Annotated in this window: 6 protein-coding genes; all 6 read left to right on the top strand. The window is 29.7% G+C overall.

The window, feature by feature from the left end:
* The first annotated feature begins 145 nt into the window (after positions 1-145).
* The 6 genes from H8S10_RS06180 (at position 146) to H8S10_RS06155 (ending at position 16179) form a co-directional block, all read left to right on the top strand.
* Positions 146-1330 carry a sigma-70 family RNA polymerase sigma factor gene (locus H8S10_RS06180; protein WP_186838295.1) on the top strand — a complete coding sequence of 395 codons (1185 nt, stop codon included), beginning with the start codon at positions 146-148 and terminating at the stop codon, positions 1328-1330.
* A gap of 253 nt (positions 1331-1583) precedes the next feature.
* Complete coding sequence (locus H8S10_RS06175) at positions 1584-2132, top strand: immunoglobulin-like domain-containing protein (RefSeq protein ID WP_186838294.1); 549 nt, start codon at positions 1584-1586, stop codon at positions 2130-2132.
* Positions 2133-2378: 246 nt separating this feature from the next.
* Complete coding sequence (locus H8S10_RS06170; protein ID WP_186838293.1) at positions 2379-4973, top strand: hypothetical protein; 2595 nt, start codon at positions 2379-2381, stop codon at positions 4971-4973.
* Between the two features lie 13 nt (positions 4974-4986).
* Positions 4987-7851, top strand: a complete 2865-nt coding sequence (locus tag H8S10_RS06165) for an immunoglobulin-like domain-containing protein (RefSeq protein WP_186838292.1) — start codon at positions 4987-4989, stop codon at positions 7849-7851.
* A 365-nt stretch (positions 7852-8216) separates the two neighbouring features.
* Positions 8217-14168, top strand: a complete 5952-nt coding sequence (locus tag H8S10_RS06160; protein ID WP_186838291.1) for a M60 family metallopeptidase — start codon at positions 8217-8219, stop codon at positions 14166-14168.
* 16 nt (positions 14169-14184) lie between these two features.
* Positions 14185-16179 (top strand): immunoglobulin-like domain-containing protein, encoded by a 1995-nt coding sequence (locus H8S10_RS06155; RefSeq protein ID WP_186838290.1) that lies wholly within the window; start codon positions 14185-14187, stop codon positions 16177-16179.
* The last annotated feature ends 61 nt before the right edge of the window (positions 16180-16240 follow it).

Here is a 16240-nt window from a genome sequence, read left to right as displayed (position 1 = left end):
TTAATTTGTAATTTATAAAATTATATATGTTTGAAACAAAATAGTTTTTTATATATAATTTAATGGAATATTTATAAATATAATACTTTTATTATGTGAATAACTTAAATAAATGGTTGTATTAACATAATTGATGAGGTGTATTGTGAGAGACGAGATAGGGTTTGAGAGCAAGGAATTGCTTAAAGCTATAGATGATGTTAAAAATGGTATAGATTATTCATTTAATACAATTTATAAAATTACTTATAAAAAGGTATATTTTTTTGCATTAAGTATTATTAAAGATGAGGATATAGTACATGATGTTGTGCAAAATGTATATGTTTTAGTTCATAAAAACATTAATTCATTAAAAGATAATAAGATGTTTATATCATGGATAAACAGAATTACTTACAATGAAAGTATAAGAGAGTTGCAAAAAGCAAATAAAAGACCAATTTCTATGAGTGATGAGGAGATAAGTTCAAAATTGATAGAGGAAGATAATCCTCTTACTAAGTATTTAGATAATGAGAGAAGTAAAGAAATAATGAATGATATATTGGACTTAGATGAAAAATATAGAACCGTTATAATTTTAAAATACTTTAGAAATTATAAGCTCAAGGAAATAGGAGAAATATTAGGCTGTGCTGAAGGAACAGTAAAGAGTAGATTACATAATGGAAAGATATTATTAAAGAAGAAACTATCAAAGAGATATGGTAGAGTATTAACAGCATCATTATTCGGGGTACTAGCTACAAATACATTAGTTAAAACAACGTATGCATCCACTATAAATTTAATTAGCAAGAATGAAGTTTTAAAAAGTGGTTCATTAAAAAGCTATTTTGTTGGTGGAATTGCAGCAGGAACAATAGTTACGTCATCTGTTATTATAATTAATGAAGTTAACGAATTGAAAGAGCCAATAGTTATAGAATCAGTACAGTATGAAAAAGGATTCTCAAAAGATGATATTGAGGTTGAATTAGTATTTAGTGGGCGTAAGGATTTACAAGTAATATCACAAAATAATGAGTTAATTAGTCTACAGTATCTTAGTAATAATAAAGCTGTATTTACTGTAAATAAAAATGGTACATATAAAGTAGTTTGTAGTAGAGATAATAATAATTTTGAAATTTTAAAAGAAATTAATATAACTAATATAGATAAAGAAGCTCTAGTAATATTAAATGGTGAGCTTAATAACGGAAAATTAGATATTTTCTTAGAGGACAACCTATCTGGTATTGATTATAAAAGTACAATAGAGGGTTTAAATAAGTATGATAATATTAATAATATTGAAGTAGATAAGTCACAGAATAAGATTTGATCTTATAATATAAAAGTAATGGACCTTGTTGGAAATTATACTGTATATGATATTAATATAGAGCAGGAGTAATAGGATAAGAATTACATAATTTGATATATTAAGAAAAATCAATAGTTTTCCATGGTTTCGATTAACATATATGGAAATATGAAATATAGAAAAAATATCTTTTTTTGTTATTATAAGGTGTAAATTTAATAAATGCCAATAAGTAAATTAAGATAAGTATTATAGTAAGGAAGCATTTTTAGTGAATAAGAAGGTTTATAGTAAATTTATAGTAGTAGCTATAATTATTATATTATGTTCAATATTAGAGATAAAAGCAAATGCAGATGAAGTTCTTGGGATTATAGAAGCAAATAATTCTAATATTAGTTTGCAAAATAACATAGAGCAATCAAATATTGATTTATCTAAGCTTAAGCCAGGGACATATGAGATAGAGTATATAGTCACAGATAATGATGGGAATAGGGTTGTTCAAAAGAGAAAAGTGACTATATTACCAAAGGATGAAGTAGTAGAAGCGGATGATAATTCTAATAACTATAAGGTGACTATAAATGAGTTATTTAATAGTGGTAATAAAACTGATGATAAAGATAATTATTTACAAGAAGATAATAGTTATTTAGATACAAAAGAAAAAAAATATGTACTAGAAAAGGTGTTTTCTGGAGCATATTTCGCGGAAGATAATAAATGCAATAATATTATTTTAATCCTGATAATTCTAATAATATTTATATTAATATTACTGATTATTAAGAAAAGGATATTTAATAAGAAAAGTTAAGGTTTATATAGATATATAAATTAGACTTTAAGAATTAATTCAGATAAGTAAGAATAGAAGAAATTGAATATTCAATTCCTTCTATTTTTTTTTGAATTAATTTATATTATGCCAGAATGGTAATTAATATAATTTTATTGGCAAAAATTTTTAAAAAATTTAATTAAAAATGAACCATTTTTATACTAAAGATATCTTAAAAGTATAAGAGTGAAATTATGCACAATTTATAGGAGGAAATAATATATGCACAATAGGGTAAAAGCATTAATAGTTGCAGCAGTTTTTGCTACAAATAGTGTTTCGCCAACATTGAATGCTCTAGCTAATGAAATTGACAGAGATACAGTCAATGATGAAATAGTAAATACTGTGAATTTAGAAGAAGAAAATAAAGGTTCGGAAGAGGAAGAAGAAGGTTCTTCAGTACCAGAAGAGGAAACCGAAGATGATTTAGTACCAGAAAGTGGTTTGGAAACAGAAAATGAAGAGCCGAAAGAGAAGACAGAAAATGATTCAGTATCAGAAGGTAATTTAAAAACAGAAAATGAAACTATTAGTGAAGAAACCGAAGTTAGCTCTAATTTAGAACAGGAAAATGTTACGGAAGAAAATTATGATATTTCAACTGCTGCAGTAAATAAATTAGAAATTAAACCTAATACAGGGCAGTTTGACTGGGGATATGATACCAGTAATGAAGTTGCAGTGTTTGTAGAATTTGATAATAGAAATAGCACAAAGACTATAGAAATAGAATTAGCAGAAGGTATGGCATTTGATAGATATCCAGTAGTAGGAACTCCAATTCACTCAGTAGAATATGGAGGTACAGAAGCAGATTTAGCAGTAATAGAGAAAGTTTTGGAGAGACCTAGTAAAGATAAAATTACAGGTAAGTATACTGGAAAATTAGTATATGAGCTTAAAAAAGGAGTACAAGTAGGAAATATTGTAATTAAGGTATCTGTAGATAGATATAAATATTATGGGCCAAAAGAAATAAGTGATGCTATTAAAGTCACGGTAAAAGAGGATAATGTAGAAAGCGGTTTAGCTGTAAGAAATGTAGAAGCTGTAAATAATAAGAAATTAGGTGAAAAAAATAATTCATTAAATTATAGTGGAACAGAAAGAACAGCTAAATTACAGCCAGGAGGAATTGGTAAGACATATAGTTATTTTAGAAATACAACATCAGGTGCACAAGATGATGATAACGGAATAAGAAGTTTTACATATATAAAAAATGCAGAACTAACAATGTATTATCCTGAAGACACAACATTTGTTGAAGTTAATAATGCACCAAGTGATGCTGTATGTGAACATTTTCCATTAGAAAATAAAGTTGTAATAAAGATGCCTAGTGCAACTATTAATAATAGTAATATTAGTTTATCTTATAAGGTAAATGAAAATGCTCAATTTGGAACTAAAGAAGCACCAAAACAAAATACTATGAAAGTTGAATTTTATGATGGTACGATTAAGGAGTTAACAACAAGTATAATAGATAGTGTAGAAGTAGTGGATCCTAAGTTGGAACAAGCTTATATAGAAATGTCTGTAGATACAGGTCATTATTATGATTATGCTGGGAAAAGTCTATCAATAGGTGGATATATATATTTAAAAAATAAAACTATTGTAGATTACAAAAACCAAATATTTGAGTATAAATTCTCGAATTGGAATACCAGAAAGGTTTTATTGCCATATGGTATGACTGGTATAACAAATATAAAATATAAGCTTTTTGGAGATTCAAAAGAATATGATGTAGATGATAGTAAAATTGCTATTTTTCAAAATGAGAAAAGATTAATAGATGCAGATGCATTAGGGGTGCCAGAAGGTGAGTTTTTTGAAGAGGTAATTTTTGAAGTAGAAAATATACCAGCAGGATTTGAGTATTCTAAGAAGGGAAGACACAATGAATTTGCTATAAGTTTTGGTGAATTAAAACCTGGGGCAATTGATGGAAGTACAACTATTTCTATATATCCAAAGGGAAATCCAAGTGTAGCAAAACCGATAGTTAATCAAATAAGAAGAGAATCTAAACCAGAGAACATAGCTGTATCATCAGGAAATACATCATTGAAGAATGAATTTGGAACAGATGTATTAAGTTCAACTACACAAAAGGTATTAAGAGCAAAAACTACATTTGACGCTAATAAAGGGTTTACTAGAAAATATAATTTATCAAATTATTTAGAAGATCCTGAGATAATTATAAGAATGCCAGAAGGATTCTATTTATCAAAAGGAACTATAAAATTAACTCAAGAAGGTGTTAAAAAAGACTGTACTATTATTGAGCATACAAGTAGGGTAGATGGAGCAACGATATATACACTTCAAACTAAGGATGTTAAGATTGGTGGATTTGACCCTGAAACTTTAAAGATAAATCCAGGAATTGATGTAGAGTTTGAATTTAATACAGATTCTACTGTTAGTGGAAATTATGACTTAAATGAAATGATATTCATAGGTAAAAAAGGCTCTCATATAGATGAGATATATGCAAACTCAGGAATATTAGTTCCAATTGATAATTTTGACTTAATTCAAGGTGATACTTTAAATGGAACTCCTAGAGCTCTTGGGAGAACTAAGAGTAAGAGCTTTGATATAATAAAAACAAGTGATCTTGTTGTAACAACACATATTAGAGAGAACGGAAGCGATATTGATAAGCAACCTTATAATAAGGATGATGAAAGTACAGCTATACAAGTATCAAAAGGGACTCTTATAGATTATATACTTAGAATAGAGAATAATAATACAAAGGCAGCAAAGGATTTTGAAGTATATACCAATTCCTAAAAAGGGAGTATATATGGGACCTGAAGTTCAAATTGGCCAATTTAATTGGGATATGGAATTAGAAGGTAATCCTAAGCTTACAGCTAGTGATGATGCTGGAAATCCAATAGATACAACTAAGTTATTTGAAATTACATATGGGTCAAGTAATTTGGGGTTAAATTCATTTAATGATATATATACTGATGATAAAGATGTAATAAAAGTTAGAGCCAAAGAAGACATAGAATCAGGAACTATTGGAGAGATAAAATTCACTTTTAAAGCAGCAAGTAATGTATCTCAAGTTGAGATAGGCTCTCTTAATGTCTTTAATGCTTATTACCGTAGAAAATATGATGGCGGATCTATAGTAATGGTAGAGGGGAATTATGTAGGACTTAGATTAGCTATAGGACAAATTAAAGGAATAGCATTTTTAGATAAAGATAATGATGGATTATATAAGCAAGGAATAGATGAACCTTTAAGTGGGGTAGAAGTTCAACTGTGGGATAAAAATACAAATAACACTCTAGATACGACTACTACCAATAATCTAGGTGAATATAAATTTGAAGGCTTAGATAATGGAGAATATGAGGTAAGAATAAATAATAAGGGTGGAAGCCTTGATATAACTGACAAAGATGCTAGAAGATTTACAAAGCAGACAGCACTTTCAGGAGAGTCATATAAAAATGATTCAGATGTTGTAAGTGCAAATAATATAGATGGTGTAATATCTGTCAGTATACCGACTACATCACACTTATATGATGTTAATGATTATATGAATATTGGATTTATTGAGCCTGTTACTGTTGAGGTGAAAGATGATGGGAATGGAACGGTAAGTGGTAAAAATTCAGGAATCTATAAGGCTTGGCCTTTTACTGATATAGAAGAGCCAGAAAAAGTTGTAGCAAATACCGGATATACATTTGTTAATTACACAAATGAAGATACTGGAAAAGTATTTACTTTCCCAAGTCAAATAGATTCAAATATTACTATAAAAGCTAACTTTGAAAAGAAGTTATTTAAGGTAACTCTTGATGCTAATGGAGGTAATCCAGGAAGTACAGTAGAAAAGACTATACTTTTTGAAGGATTAATAAAGGAATCATTAGATTTATTAACAGATGATGAGAAGCCAACAAGAGACGGTTATTCCTTTGTAGGATGGGCTAAAAAGCAAGATGGAACTGAAAAAATAACAGATACTGATAGAATGGAAGCTGCTGATTTAACTCTTTATGCAGTATGGGATGAAGCTCCAGTAATAAATATCGCAGGTGACTTAATCATTAAAGAAGGTAGTACAGTTAATCTTTTAGATGGTGTAAATGTAACAGATAAAGAAGATATAACTATAACAAATATTGTAACTGGTGGAGAAATAGTAGATAAGGATAGACCAGGACAATATAGAGTAACTTACACTGTAACAGATAGTGCAGGAAACGTAGTTACTAAAGAGAGAATAGTAAAGGTATATGGAGCTCCTATAATAGAAGGAACTGATGAAGTAATAATTAAAGAAGGCGGAACATTTGATAAGTCACAAGGAGTAACTGCTAGGGATACATTTGGTGTAGATTTAACTTCAAGCATAAACGTAACAGATGCAGACAAAGTAAATGTTAATAGCGCTGGAAAATATATAGTAAAATATACAGTAACAGATGCCGCTGGAAATGTAGCTGAAAAGGTAAGAATAGTAAAGGTATATGGAACACCTACAATAACTGCAAGTGATGAAGTAATACTTAAAGTAGGTAGTGATTTTGATAAGTTAGATGGAGTAAGTGCTGAAGATAGTCTTGGTATAAGCTTAACAAAAGATATAAAAGTAGAAGACTTAGATGGATTAGACCTAAAAAAAGCTGGAAGATATAGAATGAAGTATACAGTTGAAGATGCTGCTGGAAATAAAGTTACTAAAGAAAGAATTATAATAGTAGATGGTGCACCAGTAATAAATATTAAGGGAGATCTAATCATTAGAAAGGGTAGTCAATTTAATCTATTAGATGGTGTAACTGTAGAAGATAAAGAAGATACTAACCTAACAGTAGAAGTAAGTGGAGATACAGTTGATGTAAATACACTAGGAGAGTACACAGTAACATATACAGTAAAAGATTCTGCAGGAAACGTAACTACACTAAATAGAATAGTAAAAGTAGTAACAAATGATTCTCCTATAATAATAGGTGGGGGAGATATAACTTTAAAGCCATCAGAGATAGAAAACTTTGATCCTATAGCTGACTTAGAAATAAATGATGACCATGATACATTAGAGGATATTACAATAGATGTAGTAATAACAGATGTAGAAAGTGGACAAATCGTAGATAAGATAAGTAAGCCAGCGACTGGACGAGAAAAGAGATTCAACTTATTAATATCTGTTACAGATACAGATGGAAATACTATAACATTAAATAGAGTAGTAAGAGTAACAAACTACGAACCAGTAATTGAAGGCCTAAATGATATAGTAATAAAAGAAGGTGAAACAGTTAATTTAATGGCTGGAGTAACTGTAACTGATATGGAAGATGGAGATATTACAGATAAGGTAATAATACCAACAGTAGATTTAAGTAAGCTGCCAGTTGGAGAACATGACATAGAATATACTGTAGTAGATATTGATGGAAACTTAATTACTATTAAGAGAAAAGTAGTAGAAAAAGCAAATAAATCTGAAATAGAAATACCAGATGTTGAAGTAGATGAAGTTGTTGAAGAAAATGTACAAAGACCAGTGACAGAAGGAAATGTAGATAATCCTAATACTGGTGATAAAGGTGTGTTATCATATTTACTTATAGCTATGGCATCTGCAATAGGATTAGTTAAAAATAGAAAAGGTAAAAAAGAATAAAAGTTATATATTTACTTAAGTATTTATAAAATAAAATTTTGTATTTTATAATTTAAATTTCATTTTTATATTTTATAAAGAAATTTTATAAATGTTTAGGGTCAGTAATGGCCCTACTTTTACCTAAAAATCTACTCTTTGTATTATAAGTAGAATGATATTGAAGGACTTAATAAAATAAAAAAACATATAAACTATTTACAGATTTAATTTTAAATAAAAAGATAAGTTTGAAGAAAAAATTTAATTAAATAATAATTTTAGCTAATAATTACTGAAAATTATTGAGAATAACATCAAAAAATGATAAAATATGAAATGATACGATAAATTTTTTAGTATATTTTAGGAGAATGGGGAAAATAATGAATAATAAGAAGATAATATCTAAAACTATTGCGACTGCATTAGCAACGACCAATTTAGCTACTTTATCTGCTCAAGCTGTTCATGCATTTGATAACAATGCTGATACGGTTAATGCTGATATTACTGCTGAAAATCAAGTTGAAGTTACTATTGAAGAAACAGATGTAATTGGTGAAGATACCAACTTTGAAGATTCTATAACAGAAGAAGAGGGAAAACAAGACATTGAAAACTCTTTAGAAGAAATAGTAACTCCTCTAGAAGAAGAAACTTCAGTTATTGAAACAGATGAAACAGTTGAGTCAAATGAATTAGTTGAGGAAATTAAAGCAGTTGAGTCAAATGAAACAATTACTGAGAAGGTTGCTTCTAAAAGCACTCCAAAATCTTTGGGGAAAATTGAATTTGATATTAATTTTCCAATGCCTATCAAGGCCAATACAGAAAGTGACATTAGTTTTACTATCTTTAAAGAAGGAACTAAAGTTGGAACTATATCAAAAATAAATGATATAAATGGAACATTTGATAATGGAGCATCTTATAAAATTGAAAAATTAAACTCCAAAAAGCAACCATTAGGGGATGGACAAAATGATTTTTATTTCTTACATGTAATAATAGAAGGTTTAGAACTAGGAGTTTATAGTGCAGAAATAAATGGTGAAGGTTACATAGATACTAAGGTAGATAATATAGAGATAATTAACTACTCTAAGAGAGTTATCTTAGGAAGTGGTAGCAAATCATCTTCAAGTTATAATGGAGTATTTTTAATTGGTGATGTAAACGGTGATGGAATAATAGATATGGGAGACTATAATCTAGTATTTGAAAACCTAGGAAAAGCTGATTCAAATGCCAAAGCTGTATATGACTTAAATAAAGATGGTTATATAGACATTGCTGATTTAACTTATGTTAATGAAAACATTGGTGCTATTCAAGGAGCGGCAATAGTTGTAGATACAGATGCGATAATAAATCCGGAAAATATAATAATAACTGGAGAAAATATTTTACTACCAGATGGTGGGGATATTAAAGAAATATTAGTTGATACTGATAAACCTATAGCTATAGAAAGTGCTAATGGGCCTATATCGGAGAAAAATCCATTAAAGTTAGATTTTGATTTATCTAGTGTTTCTAGAAATAGTGGCACTATTGATATGGAGCAAGTAGTAATAAAAGCCCCTAAGGTTTCTAACAATGAAAATGCGGGAGCTCCGTCTAAGGGTTGGATTACTTATATTGATGCTAATGGAAATGAGGAACAAATACCATTTGGAGATAATGAAGTTCAGATAGCGTCATATGGAATAGAAGAAAGTCAAGCTAGAGCTACTACTTCAGAAAATGGAGATATAGTCATAGATCTTGGAAAACAAGTTGCTGTTAAGAAAATATCTATTAATGTAACAGAAAACAGAGGAAATAAAAATATATCAGAGATTGCTAAGATAGAATTCTTAAATAATGTTTATAAAGAAATACCTAAGCCAGATATGAATAGACCTCAAATAAAGACTGTTGAAACTTGTACAAACCTACATGATGAAAGAATAACTTTAACATGGGAACCACAACCAAATGTAACTTCATATGAGGTTAAGTATGAAAAACTAGATGAAAATGGAAATGTAACTCAAACTAAAAAATTACAAACTAACAAAACTAGTTTGAATATATTAGATAAGGATATCAAGCCTTATGATTTATATAGAGTTAGTATCCAATCATTAAATGGTGATTGGGAAAGTGGTTATGAAGCTGAAACAGGTAAACCAGAAGCTCAAGGACATCCTGCATTTGATGGAATAGCTGATAATGTTGATGCTGATTTTAATCTAATTGATAGTTACTACAATGGAGATAAAGGTACAGTATCTGAGATAAGAGTTGTTCCTATACAGGCACCAGAAAAACCAAGAAATTTAACTACAGAACAAGGATTTAAATCTTTTACTGTATCATGGGAAAATCATCCTCAAGCTAGAGACTTTGATATTTATTATAGAAAAGTTGGTGATACAAATAAGAATTGGATAAAGGCAAATGAGGATAGAATAGAGGTAACAGAAAATAGTCCTGAAGTTACTAATCCAGATAAAAGTAAATTAGTTAGAAGTCATAGTTACGTAATTAATGGACTTGAAGATAACACAGCTTATGAAGTGAGAGTTACGGCTACAAACCATTTAGGAACTAGTAAGATGTCTGATACATATATAGCAAGTACAGTTACTACGACTCCACCAGAAATGACAGGGTACAAGCTTATAAATAGACCTACAGATGAAAATGAAATTGGTACTACTCATATTATTGATGTACGTAATAAGCTAGATGCTGATGGATGGGCAAGTAGTGATTCAGCTTTACAGTATGATTCTGAGTATGCATTAGTTGATGGAGATTTTACTACTGAATGGAAAGTTAATGACTGGGATACAGGAGCTAGCTATGGGGCTGATAGAGGTTCAGAGATTACATTTGATGATACTTATACAATAGGATCAATAGGAATAGGACGAACTTTAGAAAAAGGTAATTATATGGGCTTATATAAAGTTAAGGTTACTTATTGGGATGAAAATGGTGATAAACAAGTAGTTTATACAGAATCAGTAGCTGAAAAGTCTTCTAATGGACATAATTATTATATTGTAAAATTAAAAGAACCAATAACTACAAATAAAATAAAGGTAGATACATCTGGATATGGTGGAAGTATACAAAGAATATCAGAACTTAAATTCTATGAGTATGATAGCTTAGCAGATGATATAAAAGATTTATACGAAGATGATTTAAGATTAGTTCTTAAAGACACTGTTACTCAAGATATGTTAGATGAGCTAGCAGAGAGATTAAATACTCCAGACCCTATATGTGGTGAATATCATCCAGAGAAGTCTGTTTTAGAAAAAGAATTAGATATTGCACAAAAGTTATTTAATGATAAGGGAGTATCAGAAAAAATAACAATACTTGATGCAAGTATTAGAACTGATAATGAAGGTCCATCTTTAGGAATGGAAAATAGTTATCAATCTTTAGGAAGTGTTGCAAGACCTTCAGTTGATGATGATGGAACAGCTAAGCAAATAACAGTATACATGGGTTCGTCTGACCCTAATACAAAGGTTGATATAGTATTCTTACAAAATTATGGACAACCAGGAGAATATATAAGTAAGGTATACACAATATCTCCAGGTAGAACTGAAATAACTATTCCGACAATTAGTACTGCTGATGTAGAAAAAGGTGGACAAGTTATGGCTAGAGTTACTCAAGGTTCTACAACTGCAGATGTACAGATACGTTTAAGTGGAGTTACTGAAATTCCTCATTTAAATGTTAATAACTTAATAAATGATACTTCTAAAGAAAATGAAGTTAAGGATAAAATTAGAACTTATATTTCAGAATTAAAAACATATATGTCAGATATTAAGACTCTTTATCCGACACAAGTTAGTGATGAAGATAAGGTAAAGAATATATATCTTTATGATGAGCAAACATCACCTTTAAACACAACAGATATTGAAGGAGATAGATTCACTCTTACTTTACCGGCATCAGAAATATTAAAGGGTATAGAAAGTGGCTTAGAAGGTAATACAGAAGCTCAAGTAGAGAGAGTTTACAATGCACTTTTAGCTTGGGAACAAGAAGTACAAGTTGGTTTTGCTAAGAAAGGTGTATTTGAAGAAGTTCAGGACTTCAATGGAAATGGCACAATTGATGAGGAAGATAAAGCATACTTCAGAAAGCACAGAGCACCACTTACAAGATTAAATATTAAATATCAAAGAATGATGATGGGGGCAGCGGCATATGCATCAAGCCATCATATCGGTGTTGGATTTGGTTCAGCACACTATATTCAAGGTGTTCCTTACAAATTTGATGATGCAGGAAATGTTATAAATGCTGATGAAGCTAAGCTTTATGGAGGGTTAATAGGCCATGAAATGGGTCACTGTATGGATATTGGAGATAGACTTTATCCAGAAACAAGTAATAACTTAATGACAGCAATAACAGGAACTATGTTAGATGAAGATAGTCCATATGCTTCAGCAATGGATGATTTATATAAAAAGGTAACTTCAAATACTTTAGGATTATCTACTGATAGAACTGTTGTAGTAAACATGCTATGGCAACCATATTTAGCATATGAGGATGACAGTACTTATAAGATGTTATTTACAGATAATGATGCAGATTTAAGTAATGACTCATACTATGCAAAATTAAATAGAGCATACAGAGAAATGACACCAGAAGAAAGATCCAATGGAGATAGAGACCAATGGTTAATAAGAATGTCTTCAAAAGCTGTAGGAAAAGATTTAACTGACTTCTATGAAGCTCATGGAATAGTAGCAAATGCGACAACTTTACAATATGTAGCTCAATTCCCTAAAGAGACTAGAAAGATTCAATATATTAATGATGAAGCTAGAAGAAGAAGAATGGCAGGAACTGCAGATATGGCTCAAGGAACTACACTTTCAGCAGAGTTTGGAACAGATTCTAAGGGCAATCTAATTACAGATGGTTCTTATGTAAATGATAAAAATGTTACTATAAACTTATCTGTAGATAAGAGTGATGATAATATTCTAGGATATGAAATTTATAGAAATGGTAAACCGTGTGGATTTATTCTAAGAGATAAAGATAATAAGGAAACTATCTATACTGATGTTGTTGATAATATTAATAACAGAGTAGTTACTTATTCAGCAATAGCTTATGACTATAACTTAAATCCAACAAATACTGTAGAATTAGGAACTGTTAAGGTAAGACATGATGGTGGAATTGCTAAGTCTAATACTATATTAACTACTAATACTATAAGTATAGATGAAGCACATAATGATATTCATTCATGTGAAGGAAATGAAGATTTAAGACTTGCTTTAGATGACGATAATACTACTGCTTACGAAGGTAGAATGTTAAGTAAATCAGAGTATAATAATTCTGTTCACGGAGTTGAAATGAATCCAAATAACAATCCGTATTTAATATTAGATACTACAGAAATTAAGACTTTAGTTGGTATTAAATATACAGCTCCTACAACTACATCAGGTTTCATATTTAAGAAAAATGCAATAGCAGATTCGGCTTTAAATAAATATAAGATTGAAGTAAGTAAAGATGGAGTTAACTGGACAACAGCTAAAGAAGGAACTTTAAGCTTAAGTGTAGATAACCCTACAGCTACAATATACTTTGATAAAGAAGGGGTTACTGGTGGAAATCAGCTTAATTCATATAATGCAAGATATGTTAAGATTACTGCTTTAGGAACTAAGAATATATCTGCAGCTGAATTAGAACTTCTAACTCCTCCAGGGGACAACATAGAAATTGGAGTATCTAAAGATAACATTAATTACGAAAATGGTATTGGAATATTAAAAGAAAAATTTGTTTATGTAGTTGATAATCCAGATACTGATGAAAATGAAGAAAAATCAATACCAGCAGGTTCAATAATAATAACTGGTGAGTATAGAGGAAATCCTGCATTTAATGTGCCTTTAGTTTTAAATCAAAATGAAGAGCATATTGCAGATAATTATAATGGAATACTTATGGCTGAGGTACCTGATAATGGTGAATTAGAAGAAATAGCTGAAGGAACTTGGATTTATTGGGTAGAGCCACAAGATGCAACGACATTTATGAATGATAATGAAAAGATATTTGCAGAACTTTACAGAACTGATAGTGCAGATGCAACTGAAGGTGGACAAAGATTGGTAAGTGATACCTTCAAATTAGAAGTACCAGATGTATTACCGGAAATAAGCTTAAGTGGTGGAAATAGTACGAGAACACTAACTTCTAAAAATATGAGAGCAATAGAACTTGATGAGGCTGTATTAAATAGAATTACAGATAAGAGATAATTATAAGGAGAATAGCATGAGAAAGATAAGTAGTAAGAAAAAGATTATATCTTTATTTGTAGCAGTTATTGCTGTTATAGGAGCATTTATATATACAAAAAGTAGTTTAGCAAATGCAAATTCTGATCAAGATCAGGCTAATGCTTCTGTAAATCTGAATGTTGAAAAAGTTGATAAAGATACAGTTAAGATTTCATTAGATAACTTAGTACCAGTTGTAAAATCATTACAACTGGGAGTTAAGATTGATGGAGATGTAACTTTTGCAGAAGATACTATAAAGTGGTTAGTATCTTCTGACGATAAAGATTTAAAGAGTAATGTTAAGATAAGTAGCGATAAGAAATCTATGGATATTTTTGTAGTTTCTACTGAAGCTTTAGACAAAGAGGCTGGGAAATTAGAAATATTAGAAATTGATATGAATAAAGTTGAAGGAGGATCTTTAAAATATAAAATCACTCCTAGTAGCGATGAAAATGGAATAGCTTATAGTTATTTATTAAATGATACTAACAAGCAAGTAAGTGGCAATGATATAGTAAATATAGATAATAATGTATTAACTTTAAATTCTGCACCTAAACTAGTGCTTGCAAATCATCCATCTGTTATTGAAGGTAAGATAGTAATATCTAAAGATGATAACTTTGAACCTCTTGACTATGTTATAGCAACTGATGATGAAGACGGTGAAATAGATAAATCTAGAATTACTGTAACTAAGAATGAAGTTAAGACTGATAAAGTTGGTTCATATAATATAAGCTATTCAGTAGAGGATAGTGAAGGTGAAGTAGCAACATTAGATACAACTGTAATTGTTGAGGCAAAACCAACGGCAGATGTTCAAAAGCCAGTAATAAAAGTAACTAATAAAACTATTAATACTACTCTTGGTGAAGAGGTTGACTTATTAGATGGAGTTAGTGCTCTTGATTATTTAGGTAGAGAAATTCAAGTAGAAGTAAGTGGAGATTATGACTTTAATAAAGCTGGAACTTACACAATACAATATAATGCTACTGATAGATTTGGTAATAAAGCAGATGAAGTAACAGCAACTTTAGTAGTAGAGGAAAAACCTGAAGTGCCAGTAGAACCAGAAAAACCAGAGATTCCAGGTGAACCAGAGAACCCAGGAAATCCAAGTGAGCCAGATGTTCCAGAGATTCCGGAAAATCCAGAAAATCCTGAAATATCTTTACCAAATGATATAATTAATGTTGGTGGTAATGGAACAGAAGAATCACCAATGACATATGAAACAGAAAATATAGTATCTTTAAATAAGTTTGTTGAACAAGCACAAAATAAATATAAAGTTGTGGTATTAAATAGAACTGTTTTAAATGATGGAACTCAAAAGTATTCTATTAGATTAGATAAGAAAGGAATTATAGCTAGATTATTAGAAAGAACAAATAGTCATTATATTGCAGTTATAGTTCCAAATACTGATGAATTTAATAGTGTATTCTCTAAATTAGAAAAGGATGATAAGGAAGCACCAGTAATAGAGTATAATGGACAGTTAAATATAACACTTGAAAATGGGGCAAACTTTGAAGTTCCAGAAGTTACTGCTAAAGATAACTTAGATATAGATGTAACAGTAAAAGTTGTTATAATGGATAGCAATGGTAAAGTTATAGAAAAGATAGATACAACTAAATCAGGTAAATATACAATAACATATACTGCTGAAGATGAAAGTGGAAATAAAGCTAAAGAATTAGTTATTACAGTTATTGTAAATGAAATTAATGTGGATTCACAACCACCAGTTGATGAAAATAAACCAGGAACACCAGTTAATCCAGAAATTCCAGGACAATCTGAAAACACATCAGAAGGATCAAATAATCAGAATATACAAAATGGATTAGAGAATGGTGGAAAGAATGACTTACCAACAACAGGACAAGGTGTTTATTTTGGAATAACAATAATAATTGCAATTATAATAATTGGTAGTGGAATATTTATGTTTTCTAAAAAGAAAAAATAATTCTATTTTATAAAAAATACATCAATATGAATATGCCTTCGGAAGATAAAAATAACTCCGA

Origin of the sequence: Clostridium sp. NSJ-49 (assembly GCF_014287725.1) — a bacterium.
Lineage (GTDB): Bacteria > Bacillota > Clostridia > Clostridiales > Clostridiaceae > Clostridium > Clostridium disporicum_B.
The sequence above is the reverse complement of the archived record's forward strand: the minus strand, read 5'-3'. Positions and strand labels throughout refer to the sequence as shown.

Bases quoted from the DNA above. Each gene is read 5' to 3' on its own strand.
- H8S10_RS06160 (WP_186838291.1), top strand. From the start codon at position 8,217: ATGAATAATAAGAAGATAATATCTAAAACTATTGCGACTGCATTAGCA.
- H8S10_RS06165 (WP_186838292.1), top strand. From the start codon at position 4,987: ATGGGACCTGAAGTTCAAATTGGCCAATTTAATTGGGATATGGAATTA.
- H8S10_RS06170 (WP_186838293.1), top strand. From the start codon at position 2,379: ATGCACAATAGGGTAAAAGCATTAATAGTTGCAGCAGTTTTTGCTACA.
- H8S10_RS06155 (WP_186838290.1), top strand. From the start codon at position 14,185: ATGAGAAAGATAAGTAGTAAGAAAAAGATTATATCTTTATTTGTAGCA.